This window comes from Mesorhizobium sp. L103C105A0 (assembly GCF_000502215.1).
In the GTDB taxonomy this organism is placed as follows: Bacteria; Pseudomonadota; Alphaproteobacteria; order Rhizobiales; family Rhizobiaceae; genus Mesorhizobium.
Genome location: NZ_AYXF01000001.1, coordinates 657,841 through 674,218, shown reverse-complemented (window position 1 = coordinate 674,218; position 16,378 = coordinate 657,841). Strand labels below are relative to the sequence as shown.

Here is a 16,378-nt window from a genome sequence, read left to right as displayed (position 1 = left end):
GCTTCGCTAGAAAGTGTCCAATGCCGGCGGTTATTCTCGCAGCCGCTTCGTATCAGGCCAATGTTGCCGGGATCAAGCCGCGCAGAGAATTGCCGACGAACAGTGTTTTGGCGGATTTCAACTCGTCATAGCTGTAGATCGCCTCCTGGGCGCGGCCTTCGTCCAGCAGCTCGGCGCGCAATACGCCAGGCAGCAGGCCGCAGTCGAGCCTGGGTGTCATCAGCATGCCATCACCGAAATCGGCGAAGACGTTGGTGATGGTGCCTTCGCAGATTTCGCTGCGCTCATTTGCGAGCAACACTTCGTCGGCCTGGGTGATCAGATATTCGGAGCGGGCGTGGGTGTAGATCTGTCGCCGGCTGGTCTTGTGGCGCAGCAGCGCGTCCGAGGAAGAGAGCCGGACCCGCGCCAGTCGCAGCCGCCAGACCTTGTCGGCGGCGAACGGCTCATAGGGCTGGACCGAGGCGGTCACTTCGCCATTGCGCTGCAGGGCGAGCCGGGTGCGCAGCGCCGTCTGCTGCGCCCCGATAGTATTCGCCAGCACCTCGCCGATTAGCTGCGGATCGCAGGCAAAGCCGAGTTCTTCCGCCGAGCCGTAAAGGCGCGCGAGATGGCGTTCGAAGCGCAGAAAGCCCTGGCCGGGCTCCCAGCGCATGGTCTCGATCAGCTCGAAATCGGCGGTGTCCCCGTCGCGAAGCGCGCCTTCAGCAGACACTCCTGATACTCCTCTTGCGCCGTCGAATCGAAGACGACGCCGCCGCCGACATTGTAAACGGCCTCGCCACTGGAAAAGAGCGATATGGTGCGGATCGCCACCGAAAAGCGCATCATGCCGCCAGGCGCGATCCAGCCGATGGCGCCGCAATAGACGTCGCGCGGTGTCTCTTCCAGCTCGTGCAGGATTTCCATGGCGCGGATTTTCGGTGCGCCGGTAATCGAGCCACAGGGAAACAGCGCGCCAAAGATTTGGCGGATGCCGAGATCAGGCAGAAGCTTCGCCCGCACACGGCTCACCATCTGATGGACGGTCGGGTAGCTCTCGATGCGGAACAGTTCCGGCACTTCGAGCGTGCCGATCTCGCTGATCAGGGAGATGTCGTTGCGCAGGAGATCGACGATCATCCGGTTCTCGGCCTGGTTCTTTTCGTCGCTGCGCAAGAAGGACTTCAACCGCGCGTCCTCGGCCTTGGTCGCGCCGCGCGGTGCGGTACCCTTCATCGGATGGGTTTCGATCATGCCTTCGGCATTGATCTCGAAGAACAGCTCGGGCGAACGCGACAAGACGATGGGATCGCCGAGCGAAATCAGTGCGCCATACTTGACCGGCTGGCGTCCTGTCAGTGCGTCGAAGGCAGCAACCGGATCGCCCGACCATTGGGCACGGACCGGAAAGGTCAGGTTGCCTTGGTAGCAGTCGCCCTTGCGGATGTGGTCGTGAAGGCGCGCGAAGCGTTTGGCGTAGTCCTGAGCGGACCAACTGGCCCTGGCGTCGAAGATGGGGCCATTGGTGGCCGGCGCATCGTTGCGCGGCACGGCCTCTTCGGCCGGAGCATCGAAGACACCCAGACAAACCAATGGCGCGCGCCGGCCTTCAGGCAGCAGCGGCACGAGTTTCGGTTCGAGCAGATAGCCCGCTTCGTAGGAGAAATAGCCGGCCAGCCATTTGCCGGCATCGCTCGCCGCCTGCGCAGCCGCCAGCGCCGGCAGAAAATCCTTGGCATCATAGGCAATGATGATGTCGGCCGGGTGGTCGAAGACCAACTGACGGCCGCTTTCATCGTTGCGGAAAATGGCAGAGGGCAGGGGCATGGGGCTCGGGTACTGCGGTCGATGACGCCAGAACCGCTCTATATGGGGGCCGGGCGGCGTGCAATCGAGGGAGCGGCGTCGCAGGGCGCAAAGACAGTGGCGAATGCAAAAACAAAGACGGCGCCCGAGAGCGCCGCCTTCTGGTTATGTTGCCGATGACGGATCAGCTGTTGTTGGCGGTCCCGGCGCTCGGGAATTGGCGTGCGAACTCCTTTTCGTCGCCGGCGGCAAGCAGCTTGGCCTGCTCGACCCACTTTTCGCGAGCGATGCGGCCGTCGAAATTCAGCGTGTCCTCGATGCGCTTGACGTCGGCCGCGGTCCAGCCGGCGATCTGCGCGTAGGTCGTGACGCCAAGGCCCTTGAGCAGTTTGTCGTTGACCGGGCCGATACCGATCAGGCGGCGCAGATTATCGGCCTTCCCAGCTGCCGGGGCGGCCTTCTTCGGGACGGCGGCGGGCTTTGAAGCAGCGGCTTTGGGCGCGGCCTTGGCGGCGGCAGGTTTGCTGGCCGCTGGTTTTGCGGCCGCGGATTTGGCCGCAGCTGGTTTGGCCGCGGCGGGTTTGGCGGGGGCCGGTTTCGCGGCCGGGGCGGACTTGGCCTTTGCCGCTGTCGATACCAGCGCGGCCGGCGCCGAACTTGAAGGCTTGGCGGATGGAGCCGATGTTTCACGCAGCCGGCGTTCGAGATCGGCGCGGGTCTTGCCGCAGGCGTCGAGTTCGCCAGTCAGGCGATCGGCGTCGGCGCGCAGTCTGTCACGCTCGCTGCGGGTGCGGTCGAGATCGCCGCGCAGGCTGTCAAGTTCGCCGCGCAGCCGGCCCCAGATAAACCAGCCAACCAACACACCTACAAGGAACGCCAGGACAATGTAAAAGAAGGTCATCGTCTCTCTCCAGTCGGATCCGTCCGCCGCCGTCCCAAGTCATGACCTTGGCAGATCGGATCATCCAATGTGGTTCGGCGGCTCAGGGAACAGCCGGTCTGTCGTCGAGTGTCGGCGTTCGGCTTTGCCGCCCATTGCCAACCGTCGCTGTCGCATTCGTCAGACCGCTGCCATGGGCCGGGATGCTGTCCGGCCTTAAGCCGCGCGCCCGGCTGAGCTTCGGTCGGAAAGCTATCATACGGCTTCGGGAAAGCTAACGGAAAATTTCGCCGGAGAGTTATTCAAGAACAGGTATTTAGAACAAGAACAGCGCTGCCGTCACATGCATCCCGGCTAAACTGTTCTGCGATTCTGCAAAGTCGAGGCCGCTGCTGAACCTGCCACTCTGCGCCATCGGTCCAATGGGTGCGCGCATTAACTGTCGAGCGCTTCCAACTCGTCGATCAGGCCGCCGATCACGCCAAGCCCGATCTGCCAGAAGGCGGGGTCGGTGGCGTCGAGGCCGAAGGGCGCGAGAAGCTCCGAGTGATGCTTGGTGCCGCCGGCGCGCAACATCTCGAAATACTTATCCTGGAAGCCATGCTCAGCGTTCTGGTAGACCGCGTAGAGCGAGTTCACCAGGCAGTCGCCAAAGGCATAGGCGTAGACGTAGAAGGGGGAGTGGACGAAGTGCGGGATGTAGGTCCAGAAGACCTCATAGCCCTCGCGCAGCTTGATCGCCGGCCCCAGGCTTTCGGCCTGCACCTCGAGCCAGAACTGGCCGAGCTTGTCGGAGGTCAGTTCGCCGTTCTTGCGCTCTGCATGCACCTTGCGCTCGAACTCGTAGAAGGCGATCTGGCGCACGACCGTGTTGATCATGTCCTCGACCTTCTGGGCGAGCATCGCCTTGCGCTCGCGCTTGTCGGTGGTCTGGTCGAGCAGCGAACGGAAGGTCAGCATCTCGCCGAACACCGAGGCCGTCTCGGCCAAAGTCAGCGGCGTCGAAGCCATCAGCGCGCCCTGGCCGCCGGCCAGCACCTGATGCACGCCGTGGCCGAGCTCATGCGCCAGCGTCATCACATCGCGCGGCTTGCCCATGTAGTTGAGCAGCACGTAAGGGTGCGCCGAAGGCACGGTCGGATGGGCGAAGGCGCCGGGCGACTTGCCGGGCCTGACCGGCGCGTCGATCCAGTTGCGGTCGAAGAAGGTGCGGGCGATCTCCGCCATGTCGGGGGAAAAGCGCTGATAGGCCGACAGCACAGTGTTCCTGGCGTCGTCCCAAGGGATCACGGCCTGCGGCGTCTCGGGCAAGGGGGCGTTGCGGTCCCAGTGGTTCATCACCTCCATGCCGAGCCAGCGCGCCTTCATCGCGTAGTAGCGATGAGACAGGCGCGGATAGGCTTCGCGCACGGCCGACGCCAGCGCATCAACCACGCTGCGCTCGACGCGGTTGGCGAGATGGCGTGAATCGGCGATGTCCTCGAAGCCGCGCCAGCGGTCGGAAATCTCCTTGTCCTTGGCCAGCGTGTTGGTGATCAGCGTGAAGGTGCGCAGGCTCTTGCGGAAGGTTGCGGCCAGCGCTTCGGAGGCGCGGCGGCGGACCTCCCCATCGGCGTCCTGGAGGCGGTTCAGCGCCGGCTCCAGCGTCAGTTCCTCGCCGTCTATGTCGAAGCGCAGATCGGTCATCGTCTCGTCGAACAGCCGGTTCCAGGCACCGCGTCCGGTGATCGATTTCTCATGGAACAGCTGCTCGACCCGGTCCTCGAGCTGGTAGGGCTTGTCCATTCTGAGGTCGAGCACCCAGGGGCGGTAATGGGCAAAGCCGGCGTCGGCGGCGAGGGCTGCTTCGAGCGCCTTGTCGTCGATCAGGTTCAGCTCCAGCGCGAAGAACAAAAGATGCGCGCTGGCGTCGGTCATCTTCTCCTGGATGTCGCCATAGAGCTTTGCGCGCTGCGGATCGGCGGTGTTGCCGGCATAGATCAGGCCGGCATAGGAGACGATGCGGCCGATCAGTTCCTCCAGCGCCTCATAGGCTGTCAGCGCCTCGCCAAGCCTGCCGGCGCTGCCGCGCTCGGCCTCCGCAGCCAGCGTGCCCTTCCAGCGGTTCTCGAAGGCGACGGCATCGGCCGCCGCCTTGGCAAGGTCGCGCTTCAGTTCGGGCGCCTCCATGCCGGAATAAAGATCGGCGAGATTCCATTCCGGCAGGTCGCCGAGTTCCGCCGCGCTTTGACCGGACGCTACCGCCGCAAGCTGCCGATCGAGAATCCTGCTCATCAACAATTACCTTCTGGAATCAAGGGGAAAGGACAAGCCGGTCAAATCCTAAGGAATTCGTTCACCGGGTTTTTTGAAACCTTGTTTAGAACCCTGTGCCAAGATGATCCATGGGAATTTCCCAGGCGGGCAACTCAAATCAGTCATGACAGGTTCCATTCTTATAGTCGATGACGATCCCGTGCAGCGCCGGCTGCTCGAGGCGGCGGTGACGAAATTCGGCCACAGCGCCATCGTTGCCGATGGCGGCGAGGCCGGTCTGAGCGCGCTTGACGGACCCAATGCGAGGGATATTTCGGCAGTCATCCTCGACCTTGTCATGCCGGGCCTCGACGGCATCGGCGTGCTGAAGGCGATGCGCGAGCGCGGCATCACTGTTCCCGTCATCGTGCAGACTGCGCAGGGCGGCATCGAAACGGTGGTTTCGGCGATGCGCCACGGCGCTTTCGATTTTGTCGTCAAGCCGGCGTCTCCCGACCGGCTGCAGACCGCGATCGGCAACGCGCTCAAGGTCGAGGCCGTCGAGGACGAGGTCAAGCGCACGTCGCGGCGTCGCGGCGGCCACCTGACATTCAAGGACATGATTACGCACAGCCCGGCGATGGACCGGGTTATCCGCCTCGGCCAGAAGGCTGCGGCCTCCAACATCCCGATCCTGATCGAGGGCGAATCGGGCGTCGGCAAGGAATTGGTGGCGCGCGCCATCCAGGGCAGCGGCGAACGCCGCACAAAGCCGTTCGTCACCGTCAATTGCGGCGCCATCCCCGACAATCTGGTCGAATCGATCCTGTTCGGTCACGAAAAAGGTTCGTTCACCGGCGCCACCGAAAAGCACACCGGCAAGTTCGTCGAGGCGCATTCGGGCACCCTGTTCCTGGATGAGATCGGCGACCTGCCGCTCGACGTGCAGGTCAAGCTGTTGCGCGCCGTGCAGGATGGCGAGGTCGATCCGGTCGGCGGCCGTTCCACCGTCAGGGTCGACATCAGGCTGATCTCGGCCACGCACCGCAACCTTCTGCAGCAGGTCAAGGACGGCAAGTTTCGCGAGGACCTGTTCTACCGGCTCAACGTTTACCCGATCGTCGTGCCGCCGCTGCGCGACCGCCGCGACGACATCCCCTATCTGGTCAAGCATTTCATGGACAAGGTGGCGCCGGCGGGCAATCGCCTGCACGGCATCTCGGATGCCGCACTGGCCATGCTGCAGGCCTATGATTGGCCGGGAAACATCAGGCAGCTGGAAAACGCCGTGTTCAGGGCCTCGGTGCTTGCCGAAGGCGATGTGCTCACGACTGACGAATTTCCGCAGATCCGGGCGCAGGTCGACGGCACCGTCAATCTCGACGCCGATGCGTCCTTGTCGGACCCCGGCATGGCCTTGAGCACCGGATCGCAAGGCGATGGCGCGCAGACTGATGATGCCGGTACTGCAGCTGCCGAGCTCGCCCCTCCGGCCAGGTTGCTTCAGCGTTTCGGCACATTGAGGGCGCTGGACGAGCGTGGCAATGTGCGTGCGCTGGCCGATGTCGAACTCGAAATGATCAAGCTCGCCATCGACCATTACAACGGCCAGATGAGCGAGGTCGCACGGCGTCTCGGCATCGGCCGCTCGACGCTCTACCGCAAGCTCAAGGAATACGGCATCGACCCGGAAACCGGCCGCCTCGACCGCCTTGCCTCCTGAACGCCGAATTCCACAGCTTGCCAACGCAAGGCCGGGACCAGCTTGCCATGCCACATCCGGCGCTGCATAAGGGTTGGGGCGGGAATATGGCTGATGCGGACAGCGTTGTTCACGCATTAAGGCCAGCGGTAACAGATCGTGTAGCGGGAAAAGGCTGAATCTTGATCTAAACCAGCAGTTTACCAAGAAATCCTGTGTATTATTTTTGACGGGATATCGCCACGGTGTTACCGCATTTCGGCTTCAATAAGCGATGATTAACCATTAGGATCGATATTCGGATGTGAGAACCACGCATCCGTTTGGACAAATCCGGGGACAAACGGCAGCCTGCAAGGCCTTTTGATTTGAACAAAGTCGAACGACACAGAAACGGGCGGCGCGATCACATGGGCGTCTGGCCGAGATGGCTGGCAGCGTTGATCGTTGCGTTCGCTTTCCTCGCCGCAACTGCTGCCGGCGCCAGCGCTGAAACGCGCTCGCTCAAGCTCTATCACCTCCACACGCACGAAAAGGCCGAGATCGTCTACAAGCGCAATGGCCGCTACGATCCGGCAGGCCTCAGGAAGATCAACATCATCCTGCGCGACTGGCGTCGCAACGAACCGACCAAGATGGATCCGCGCCTGCTCGATCTGGTCTGGGAAGCTTACCGGCAGGCCGGCGCCACCGACTACATCCAGGTCGTTTGCGGCTATCGCTCGCCGTCGACCAATTCGATGCTGCGCAGCCGCAGCCGCGGTGTCGCCAAGGAAAGCCAGCATATGCTGGGCAAGGCGATGGACTTCTACATTCCGGGTGTGCCGCTGAAAAAGCTGCGCAACATCGGCCTGAAGATGCAGGGCGGCGGCGTCGGCTACTATCCGTCGTCGGGTTCGCCCTTCGTCCACATGGACGTCGGCAATGTGCGGCATTGGCCAGGCATCAGCCGCCAGGAACTGGTCAGCCTGTTCCCCAATGGCAAGACGCTGCATGTGCCGAGCGACGGCAGGCCGTTGCCGGGTTATGACCAAGCGCTCGCCTCCTACAAGGCGCGCAAGGGCGCCGGTTCTCCTGCCATCATGATGGCCAGCGCAGGCGGCAGCACCAAGAAATCCGGTGGCTTCCTGTCCGCGTTCTTTGGCGGTGGCGGTGAAGACGAAGCCGACGACAGCGCCGATGTCGCTACCGCCGCGCCGCCGCCGAGAAGCGTGAAGCCGGTGCTGGCTGCCACGAGCAACAACAACAGCAATCTGCCTGGCATCGCGATCGTGTCGCCGCAGAACGCCAAGCGCGCCAACATTCCGCAGCTTGCCGACGACAGCGCTGACGATTCGGAGCCGCAGGACACGCCGGAGACGATCATCGCCGCGCTGCCCGCCAAGGAAGTGCCGCTGCCCGCTTTCGCACCGCGGCCGAAGGCCGATGTCGGCGCGCAACAACCTGAGACCGTGCCGTTCGGCGTGGCCGATGCCACCACCGAACAGACGGTGGCGACGGCGCAGGCGCCGGCCAATGTGCCGTTCGGCACGGCCGATGCGAGCAATGCCGACCAGGGGGCCGATCAAGCTGCCGCTCCGGCGCAGGTCGCGGTCAACGTCCCGTTGCCGACCTGGCGTCCCGACCGCTCTTCGCCGCCGGCTGAGCTTGCGCCGCAGGACAAGGGCGTTCTGCTGGCGCTGGCCGATACGGCTGCCCACAAGCAGACCGCAACCGACGCGTTCTCGGTGCTGCCGTCGCAGCGTCCGGACGAGGTCAAGGCGGTTCTCGAACAGGCCAGCGCCGCCGATACAGCCGGTGCTACCGACGACTATCAGGTTGCGTCGCTCGAGCCTCGCTCGGCGTTCAACGATCCGTCAGGTGTCGATGCCGCATCGCCGCGCGGTGCTATTGCTGCCCGTCCCGCCGGTACCGATCCAGCCTCGGTGATCGGCGCCGGCGTCAAGACGACACGCAAGGAAGCAAGGGCTTCGGCTCGCGACCTGAAGCCAGGACCGAAGGCAGTGGTGGTGGCGGCCGAACCGCAGGCGACGCGCTGGGCGCTGAGCAGCGGCGACAACATCGCCACCGTTTCCAGCCCGACGACTGCGCCGCGCTATGCCTACAACATCGTGCATACGCCGCCGAGCGAGGTCTACACCGCAGGCTTCCAGGCGGACAACCAGATGGCCGATGCCAACCGCTTCACCGGCAATGCCGTAAAATTCCTTTCGGTCGCCCGCTTCCAGACGAAGTAAGGGCGTGACCGGGGCGTTATCGACTCGAAGCCGCGCTGGGCAACCCGTGCGGCTTTTGTTTTTAGCGAGATCTCGAGCACTGGCTTCCATCGCCACAGAATGCTAACCACCAAGCTGCATTCCCGCTTCGTCTAATGGTAGGACAGCGCCCTTTGAAGGCGTGAATCGAGGTTCGAGCCCTTGAGCGGGAACCAAAATCTCAACGCGTAGCAAACCCGGTCGGCGCAGCTGGCGGGTTTTTGTGCCGAGTGCAATTCCGGGAACACTGTGATTTTCCCGGGAAAGCGCGGAGCGCTTCCCTTGGGATTGCGCAAAGATAAAGTAGCGGAGGTTATTTTCCGAGCTTGCTCGCGGTCTGTGCGAGCGCCTCGATCTCATCCCACTTGCCGGCCTTGACCAACTCGTCCGGCGCCACCCACGAGCCGCCGACGCAGATAACGTTGGACAGGCTGAGATAGTCGGCGGCGTTCTTGGCCGAGATGCCGCCGGTCGGGCAGAATTTCACGTCGGCCAGCGGCGAGGCAAAGGCCTTCAGCGAGGCGATGCCGCCGGATTGTTCGGCCGGGAAGAATTTCAGGAACCGCAGGCCGGCCTCGCGGGCAGCCATGATCTCGCCGGGCGTGATGGCGCCGGGCAGCAAGGGAACGTCGCTGTCCTTGGCCGCCGCCAGCAACTCGCGCGTGATGCCGGGGCTGACGATGAACTTCGAGCCAGCCGCCGCTGCCTGGTCGAACTGCTTGGCATCGAGAATTGTGCCGGCGCCGACAATGGCGCCCTCGACCTCACCGGCCACGCGGCGGATCGCTTCCAGCGCATCGGCGGTTCTCAGCGTGATCTCGATCGCCGGCAGGCCGCCGGCGGCCAGCGCCTGGGCGAGCGGGACGGCGTCCGCGACATTGGCGATCTTCAGCACCGGAATGACCGGCTGGCCATTGAGCAGCGACAGGAGCTTTTCGGTCTTGCTGGGCATTGGCTTTTCTCTCCCTGGGTGATTTCAACCGATTAGCAGAAGGCCGATTCCGAGTCCACGAAACTCGGCCTGCCGCGATGTCACATGTCGGCCAACGAGCCTGCGGGCGAATACCGACGAAGTGTCTTTAGCTCTGCCTTGAATCCGCTTTGACCACGGTCTAGTGGCTTGGCGATGACCAACCATGAACCCGTGCGCGTCGCCGCGCTCTACAAATTTGCGAGGCTGGGCGACTTCGACGCGCTGCGGGTCTTGCGCACGCCGCTTGCCGCCTTCTGCTGCGGGCGCGGCATCAAGGGCACGCTGCTTCTGGCGCAGGAGGGCATTAACGGCACGGTCGCCGGCAGCGAAACCGACATAGCCGACCTGATCGCTTATCTCGAGGCCATCGAGGGTCTTGCCGATCTCGAGGTCAAATACAGCACTGCCGCCGAAATGCCGTTCCATCGCATGAAGGTGCGGCTGAAGCGCGAGATCGTCACCATGGGCGTCGAAGACCTCGACCCGGCGACGGGTGCGGGGACCTATGTCGCGCCGGCCGACTGGAACGCGCTGATCTCGGACCCCGGCACCATCGTCATCGACACACGCAACGCGTACGAAGTGTCGATCGGCACGTTCGAGGGCGCGGTGGACCCGCGCACGTCGAGCTTTCGCGAATTCCCGGCCTGGGTGGAAAAACACCGCGACCAACTCGACGGCCGCAAGGTTGCGATGTTCTGCACCGGCGGCATCCGCTGCGAAAAGGCGACGGCCTATGTGAAGTCGCTCGGCTTCGAGGATGTGTTCCATCTCAAGGGCGGCATCCTCAGATATCTCGAAGAGGTGCCGGCCGAAGACAGCCTGTGGCAGGGCGAGTGTTTCGTCTTCGACGAGCGGGTCTCGGTGTCGCATGGGTTGACCGAAGGCGAGGCCGAACTCTGCCGCGCCTGCCGGCATCCGCTGACGCCGGAGAACCGGCTGTCGCCGCATTTTTCCACCGGCGTGTCATGCCCGCATTGCTACGAGGCACGCTCGGATGAGGATCGCACCCGCTATGCCGAGCGCCAGCGCCAGGTCGAACTTGCGCAGGCGCAGGGCAGGGGACATATCGGCAGTTAAGTGCCGCCGACGCCCTGACTGGATCACCACACGACAGAATAGCGGTCGATCACCCACAGCCATGTGCCGTCGGCCTGCCGGCGCGCGACCTCTGAGGTTATCGAGCCGTCGGCAAGCCTGGTCGACGTCAACGCGAGTTCGCCGTTAATGGCCGCCGGGCGCTGCTCGCCGCGCTGGAATTTTCGCCAGCTCGCGGCAAAGGCTTCGAACAAAGCGCGGATCGCCTCATGGCCACGCGTCAATTCGGCTGCTCCGGTGTCGATGACGGCATCGGGTTCGAACAGCGCTACCATGCCCTCAATGTCTCCCGCCCATTGCCGATCAATTAGCAGGCGCTCCAGATCCTGGGGATCTCGTGCTTGGTCGCGGTCTGGCTGATCGGTCACGGCAAAACTCCTCCCTCGCCGACGTTGCGGCGACACTAACCGAAGCCGAGGCGGGTTTCGACACATCGAATTTGATTTGCGGCATTGCCGGCGCCGATAGCAAAGCGCCGGTCCGTCATTGTAATGTCAACAATCGGGACCTACGTCTGCAACGTCCAAAACCTGCCCGTCCACGTTGGCGCGGGCCCTTTTCTGGAGGCACCATGTTCGACCCCAAGAAGCTTCTCGACGATCTGCTCGGCTCGCAAGTTCCCGGCACAACCGGCACCGTTCGCGACAAGGCCGGGCAGGCTGTGCAGATGGCCAAGGACAATCCGCTGGCCGCCGGTGCGCTGGCCGCGGTGCTGCTTGGAACCGGCACGGGACGGCAGGTCACCGGCACGGCCGTGAAGCTCGGCGGACTGGCTGCGATCGGCGGTCTCGCCTACAAGGCCTACCAGAATTACAAGGCCGGCAATGCACCCGAGCAGGCGCCGGCGGCCGGCCAGCCGGAATTGCTGCCGCCGCCCGCCGACACCGGCTTTCATCCTTCACAGGCGCCACAGGGGGAGGACGAGTTCACGCTGACCCTGGTGCGGGCGATGATCTCGGCGGCCAAGGCCGATGGCCATGTCGATGACGCGGAACGCCAAAAGATCGCCGGCAAGCTCAGTCTGGCCGGCATCGGCACGGAAGCGGAAAAGTTTCTGATGGCCGAGCTGGACAGCCCGCTCGACCTCGATACGCTGGTCGCAGGCGCCAAGACCGATGAGCAGAGGCTCGAGCTCTACACGGCGTCCCGACTGACGATCGACCCCGATACGCGCGCCGAACGCGGCTATCTCGACCTGCTCGCCGGCCGGCTCGGCCTGCCGGATGCGCTCGTCGATCATGTCGAGGCGACGGTGTCGGCGGCCAAGGTGCCGGTTCCGTCAGGCACGGCGCCGAACCCGCGCTGGTAGACAACGCAGCCGCGCGCCTGGGGCAGGGGCGCCGAGGCCGGAAAAAATGCGTTAACGTCTCGTTTACCGAGGAAGCGCATGATTTTAGTCAGTCGGATCGGCTTTTCCTCCTCCCAAGCCCGGTTCAGATCAGGGGGCGGTCGCCAATGACCGCCCTTTTTGTCGGACCGATCACATAAAGCGCGTGGCGCTTCATGTTTTTGTCCTGATGCATGTCGTTCTCTCAGAACCGGGGCCACTTTTGAGCGACATACATTAGTGTCCGGCTTGCCATGATCGCCCTCATTTGCGATGGGTCGGTGCATTCGGATGCACCCCGATCTGTGCCGGGGATGCGCGGCGCGCAGGAGCAAAATCATGACAGTCCTCACAGAGAAAACCGCCATTGTTACCGGCGCCGGCACCGGCATCGGCAAGAGCGTCGCCACGGCGCTGCTCAAGGCGGGCTGGAACACGGTGTTTTGCGGCCGCCGCAAAGCGGTGCTCGATGCCGCCATTACCGAGGCCGGGAAAACGGACGCCAAGGCGCTGGCGGTTGCCTGCGACATCAGCAAGGCCGGCGAAGTCGATGACCTGTTCGAGACGGTGGCCGCAGCCTTCGGCCGCGTCGACCTGCTCTTCAACAATGCCGGCATGAGCTACAAGTCGACGCCGATCGACGAGATCCCGGTCGAGGTCTGGAACGATATTGTCGGCGTCAATCTCACCGGATCGTTCCTATGCGCCCGCGCCGCCTTCGGCGTCATGCGCAAGCAAAAGCCAATGGGCGGCCGCATCATCAACAATGGCTCTGTGTCGGCCTATGCGCCACGGCCGGGCTCGGTGCCCTACACCGCGACCAAGCACGCCATATCGGGGCTGACCAAGACGCTGGCGCTCGACGGCCGGCCCTATGACATCGCCTGCGGCCAGATCGACATAGGCAACGCGCTGACCGATATGGCGCACGCAATGACGGTCGGCGTGCCGCAGGCCAATGGCACCATCGCCGCCGAAGCGGTGATGGACGTCCAGCGCGTCGCCGACGCCGTCGTCCACATGGCCAGCCTGCCGCTCGATGCCAATGTGCTGTTCATGACGGTGATGGCGACCAAGATGCCGTTCGTGGGGCGTGGGTGAAGAGCCGAAGGCCTACCTCTTCAAAAACGACTCGATCCGCTCCAGCGCGCGCAAGATGTTCTCTTCGGAATTGGCGTAGGAGAGCCTGATGTAGCCTTCGCCGAGAATGCCGAAATCGGGGCCGCCGATCAGCGCCACGCCGGCCTCCTCGAGCAGTGCCGAGGCGAGCTTCTTGGCCTTCCAGCCGGTCTTCGAAACATTCGGGAAGGCATAGAATGCGCCCTTGGGCGTGATGCAGGAGACGCCGGGCAGCGCGTTCAGCCCCTCGACCACGATCTTCCTGCGGTTGTCGAAGGCGCGCATCATCTTGTCGACATCGTCCTGGGGGCCGTCGATGGCGGAGATGCCGGCGAACTGGCTCGGCGCGTTGACGCAGGACCAGCAATTGACCGCCAGCTTGCGCACCTTGTCGTAGAGATGCGCGCCCTTGTCGCCATTCGGCCAGATCGACCAGCCCATGCGCCAGCCGGTCATCGCCCATGTCTTCGACCAGCCGTTGAGCACGATCAGCCGGTCGCGAATTTCCGGAAAATTGAGCAGCGAAAAATGCGTCTCGCCGTCATAGGTCATGACGTCGTAGATTTCGTCGGAGAGGATAGCGACCTGCGGATGCGCTTGCAGTCCCTTCACCAGCTTCTCGATCTCGGCGCGCGGCGTGACGCCGCCGGTCGGGTTGGCCGGTGAGTTGAGGATCAGGAGCCTCGTCTTCGACGTGATCAGCGCCAGCGTCTCTTCTGCCGAGAAGGCAAAGCCGTTCTCCTCGCGGATCGGCACCGGAATGGGCGCGGCGCCGGTGAACTCGATCATCGAGCGGTAGATCGGAAAGCCTGGGTCTGGATAGAGGATCTCGGCGCCGGGTTCGCCGAACATCAAGATGGCCGCGAACATGGTCGGCTTGCCGCCGGGCAGGATCATCACATTTTCCGGCGAGACCTCGACGCCGGTGGTGGCCAGCGTGCGCCGCACCACCGCTTCGCGCGTCGCCAGCAGGCCGTTGGCCGGGGTGTAGCCATGGTGACCGTCGCGCAGCGCCTTGATCGCTGCGTCGACAATGTGCTGCGGCGTTTTGAAGTCGGGCTGGCCGATGCCGAGATTGACGATGTCGCGGCCCTGTTGAGCCAGTGCAGTGGCGCGCGCCAGCACGGCAAAGGCGTTTTCCTCGCCGAGGCGGTCGAAGGCCGAAATCGTGTGGAGCATTTTTCCCGTCCGTGTGGTTCTTGCTGTTAGGTCGCGTTTTTGTGAGCGTCTGCTCACAAAAGTCAAACGGATTGGAGTTTTGCGTGTCGGAAAATCTCAAAGATTGGCAAGCGCGTCCGCGGCCCGAGCGCAAGCCCATTGACGGCCGCTATGTCCGGCTCGAACCGCTGAGCGCCGAAAAGCACGGCGATGGGTTGTACGAGGCGTCGTCCGTGCCCGACATCGATGGACGCTTTGCCTGGCTGCCCGACTACCCGCCGCAAACCCGCGCCGATTTCCAGCCATGGCTGGATAAGGTCGAGGCGAGCGAGGATCCGCTGTTCTTCACCGTCATCGACAAGGCCAGCGGCAAGGTCGCCGGGCGACAGACGCTGATGCGCATCGATCCCACCTATGGCGTCATCGAGATCGGCAACATCTATTGGGGGCCGCTGATCTCGCGCAAGCCGGCAGCGACCGAGGCGCAGTTCCTGTTCATGAAGTATATTTTCGACGGGCTCGGCTATCGCCGCTACGAGTGGAAATGCAACAACCGCAACGAGCCGTCAAAGCGCGCGGCGGAACGGTTCGGCTTCAAGTTCGAGGGCATTTTCCGCCAGCATCTTGTGGTCAAGGGTGAAAACCGCGATACCGCATGGTACTCGATCATCGACAAGGAATGGCCGGCGCTGCGCAAAGCCTATGAGGCATGGCTCGATCCCGCCAATTTCGATGGCGAAGGCCGGCAGAAGCGGCGGCTCGAGGATTTCCGCGCCGAGTTCGGCGCGTAACAGGAGTTTTTTCCGATGGCGCACAGCCATGATCATGGTTCGCATGCTGGGCATGGCGCCGGCCACGTGCATGGCTCGACCGACAAGAAGCGTGTGCTGATCGCAGCCTGCCTGACCGCCGGCTTCATGGTGGCCGAAGTGCTTGGCGGCCTTTTGACGGGATCACTGGCGCTGCTGGCCGACGCCGGCCACATGCTCGCCGATTCGATCGCGCTCGGCCTTGCCTGGTATGCCTTCCATCTTGGCGGACGGCCGGCGACCGTGCGCCTCACCTATGGCTTCGGCCGGGTCAAGACGCTGGTCGCCTACACCAACGGCATCGCCATCTTCGCCATTGCGCTGTGGATCGTCTACGAAGCCTGGGGCCGGCTGATGACGCCGGCGCCGGTGCTGGGCGGGCCGATGCTGGTGGTGGCGATCATAGGGCTCCTGGTCAACATCGCCTCGTTCTTCGTGCTGCATGGCGGCGACCGCGACAGTCTCAACATGCGCGGCGCCATCCTGCATGTGCTGGGCGACCTGCTCGGCTCGGCGGCGGCGATCGTGGCGGCGCTGGTCATTCTGGCGACCGGCTGGACGCCGATCGACCCGATTCTGTCGGTGCTGGTCTCCGTGCTGATCTTGTCCACCGCGTGGTCGCTGATGCGCGAAGCCGCTCATGTGCTTCTCGAAGGCGTGCCGGCAAGCCTCGACCGNCGTGGTCGCTGATGCGCGAAGCCGCTCATGTGCTTCTCGAAGGCGTGCCGGCAAGCCTCGACCGCGACCTCATCGCCAAGGACATTGCCGGCACCGTCAAAGGCGTGCGCGAAGTGCATCACATGCATGTCTGGTCGCTGGACGGGTCCAGCAACATGGCGACGCTGCACGCCTGCCTCAATGATGGCGTCGATGCGCACCAGGCGGTCAGCGCCATCAAGAAGCGGCTCGCCGCCGAACACGGCATCAGCCACGCCACCGTCGAGCCGGAATTCGGCCAGTGCGCTGACAGCTATGACGAGCACGATCATGACCACGACCATGGTGCGCCACCGCATCACGGCCATTACCACTGA

The 16,378-nt window shown here is 63.7% G+C and carries 15 protein-coding genes and 1 tRNA gene; 9 read left to right on the top strand and 7 right to left on the bottom strand.

The features are described from left to right. Positions 1-52 precede the first annotated feature (52 nt). From X727_RS161275 to X727_RS161290, 4 genes are all read right to left on the bottom strand, one after another. Positions 53-715, bottom strand: a complete 663-nt coding sequence (locus tag X727_RS161275) for an aminotransferase class IV family protein (protein ID WP_032888325.1) — start codon at positions 713-715, stop codon at positions 53-55. Then, positions 664-1,809, bottom strand: a complete 1,146-nt coding sequence (locus X727_RS161280) for an aminodeoxychorismate synthase component I (RefSeq protein WP_023833564.1) — start codon at positions 1,807-1,809, stop codon at positions 664-666. Before X727_RS161280 ends, X727_RS161275 begins: the two co-directional genes overlap by 52 nt. A gap of 163 nt (positions 1,810-1,972) precedes the next feature. Next, a complete protein-coding gene (locus X727_RS161285) occupies positions 1,973-2,689 on the bottom strand; it encodes a protein in NADH-ubiquinone oxidoreductase complex (protein WP_023751323.1) in 717 nt (238 codons plus the stop codon). 414 nt (positions 2,690-3,103) lie between these two features. Further along, entirely contained in the window at positions 3,104-4,942 is a 1,839-nt protein-coding gene (locus tag X727_RS161290; RefSeq protein ID WP_023833563.1) for a M3 family oligoendopeptidase, read from the bottom strand. A gap of 145 nt (positions 4,943-5,087) precedes the next feature. On the opposite strand from X727_RS161290, the gene X727_RS161295 reads away from it, so the two are divergent. The 3 genes from X727_RS161295 (at position 5,088) to X727_RS161305 (ending at position 9,036) form a co-directional block, all read left to right on the top strand. After that, positions 5,088-6,626, top strand: coding sequence for a sigma-54 dependent transcriptional regulator (locus tag X727_RS161295; RefSeq protein WP_023686396.1), 1,539 nt, complete (start codon positions 5,088-5,090; stop codon positions 6,624-6,626). A gap of 389 nt (positions 6,627-7,015) precedes the next feature. Next, complete coding sequence (locus tag X727_RS161300; RefSeq protein ID WP_023671939.1) at positions 7,016-8,842, top strand: DUF882 domain-containing protein; 1,827 nt, start codon at positions 7,016-7,018, stop codon at positions 8,840-8,842. A 120-nt stretch (positions 8,843-8,962) separates the two neighbouring features. Next, positions 8,963-9,036, top strand: a tRNA-Gln gene (locus tag X727_RS161305). A gap of 137 nt (positions 9,037-9,173) precedes the next feature. On the opposite strand, the gene X727_RS161310 is transcribed toward X727_RS161305, so the two are convergent. After that, positions 9,174-9,812: a 2-dehydro-3-deoxy-phosphogluconate aldolase gene (locus tag X727_RS161310; protein WP_023704005.1), complete on the bottom strand. Its 639-nt coding sequence runs from the start codon at positions 9,810-9,812 to the stop codon at positions 9,174-9,176. Positions 9,813-9,986: 174 nt separating this feature from the next. Between X727_RS161310 and X727_RS161315 the strand changes: the two genes are divergently transcribed. Beyond that, on the top strand, positions 9,987-10,913 hold the full coding sequence (locus X727_RS161315; protein WP_023704004.1) for a rhodanese-related sulfurtransferase: 927 nt from the start codon (positions 9,987-9,989) through the stop codon (positions 10,911-10,913). Positions 10,914-10,936: 23 nt separating this feature from the next. Here X727_RS161315 and X727_RS161320 read toward each other — a convergent pair whose 3' ends face one another. Then, positions 10,937-11,299: a nuclear transport factor 2 family protein gene (locus X727_RS161320; RefSeq protein WP_023733472.1), complete on the bottom strand. Its 363-nt coding sequence runs from the start codon at positions 11,297-11,299 to the stop codon at positions 10,937-10,939. A 203-nt stretch (positions 11,300-11,502) separates the two neighbouring features. Between X727_RS161320 and X727_RS161325 the strand changes: the two genes are divergently transcribed. Both X727_RS161325 and X727_RS161330 read left to right on the top strand, forming a co-directional pair. Continuing rightward, on the top strand, positions 11,503-12,240 hold the full coding sequence (locus X727_RS161325; protein ID WP_023671935.1) for a tellurite resistance TerB family protein: 738 nt from the start codon (positions 11,503-11,505) through the stop codon (positions 12,238-12,240). A gap of 357 nt (positions 12,241-12,597) precedes the next feature. Then, positions 12,598-13,359, top strand: coding sequence for an SDR family oxidoreductase (locus X727_RS161330; RefSeq protein WP_023683264.1), 762 nt, complete (start codon positions 12,598-12,600; stop codon positions 13,357-13,359). A gap of 12 nt (positions 13,360-13,371) precedes the next feature. On the opposite strand, the gene X727_RS161335 is transcribed toward X727_RS161330, so the two are convergent. Beyond that, on the bottom strand, positions 13,372-14,556 hold the full coding sequence (locus X727_RS161335; RefSeq protein ID WP_023707642.1) for a pyridoxal phosphate-dependent aminotransferase: 1,185 nt from the start codon (positions 14,554-14,556) through the stop codon (positions 13,372-13,374). 83 nt (positions 14,557-14,639) lie between these two features. Between X727_RS161335 and X727_RS161340 the strand changes: the two genes are divergently transcribed. The 3 genes from X727_RS161340 (at position 14,640) to X727_RS1000000168850 (ending at position 16,378) form a co-directional block, all read left to right on the top strand. Then, positions 14,640-15,326, top strand: coding sequence for a GNAT family protein (locus X727_RS161340; RefSeq protein ID WP_023701049.1), 687 nt, complete (start codon positions 14,640-14,642; stop codon positions 15,324-15,326). Positions 15,327-15,341: 15 nt separating this feature from the next. Beyond that, on the top strand, positions 15,342-16,034 hold the full coding sequence (locus X727_RS01000000164380; protein ID WP_245274111.1) for a cation diffusion facilitator family transporter: 693 nt from the start codon (positions 15,342-15,344) through the stop codon (positions 16,032-16,034). After that, positions 16,034-16,378, top strand: a complete 345-nt coding sequence (locus X727_RS1000000168850) for a hypothetical protein (RefSeq protein WP_245274110.1) — start codon at positions 16,034-16,036, stop codon at positions 16,376-16,378. Before X727_RS01000000164380 ends, X727_RS1000000168850 begins: the two co-directional genes overlap by 1 nt.

Excerpts from the sequence above, each read along its gene's own strand:
- X727_RS161315 (WP_023704004.1), top strand. The coding sequence starts at position 9,987 with ATGACCAACCATGAACCCGTGCGCGTCGCCGCGCTCTACAAATTTGCG.
- X727_RS161280 (WP_023833564.1), bottom strand. The coding sequence starts at position 1,809 with ATGCCCCTGCCCTCTGCCATTTTCCGCAACGATGAAAGCGGCCGTCAG.
- X727_RS161290 (WP_023833563.1), bottom strand. The coding sequence starts at position 4,942 with ATGAGCAGGATTCTCGATCGGCAGCTTGCGGCGGTAGCGTCCGGTCAA.
- X727_RS161335 (WP_023707642.1), bottom strand. The coding sequence starts at position 14,556 with ATGCTCCACACGATTTCGGCCTTCGACCGCCTCGGCGAGGAAAACGCC.
- X727_RS161325 (WP_023671935.1), top strand. The coding sequence starts at position 11,503 with ATGTTCGACCCCAAGAAGCTTCTCGACGATCTGCTCGGCTCGCAAGTT.
- X727_RS161295 (WP_023686396.1), top strand. The coding sequence starts at position 5,088 with ATGACAGGTTCCATTCTTATAGTCGATGACGATCCCGTGCAGCGCCGG.
- X727_RS161285 (WP_023751323.1), bottom strand. The coding sequence starts at position 2,689 with ATGACCTTCTTTTACATTGTCCTGGCGTTCCTTGTAGGTGTGTTGGTT.
- X727_RS161330 (WP_023683264.1), top strand. The coding sequence starts at position 12,598 with ATGACAGTCCTCACAGAGAAAACCGCCATTGTTACCGGCGCCGGCACC.
- X727_RS161310 (WP_023704005.1), bottom strand. The coding sequence starts at position 9,812 with ATGCCCAGCAAGACCGAAAAGCTCCTGTCGCTGCTCAATGGCCAGCCG.
- X727_RS1000000168850 (WP_245274110.1), top strand. The coding sequence starts at position 16,034 with ATGCGCGAAGCCGCTCATGTGCTTCTCGAAGGCGTGCCGGCAAGCCTC.
- X727_RS161300 (WP_023671939.1), top strand. The coding sequence starts at position 7,016 with ATGGGCGTCTGGCCGAGATGGCTGGCAGCGTTGATCGTTGCGTTCGCT.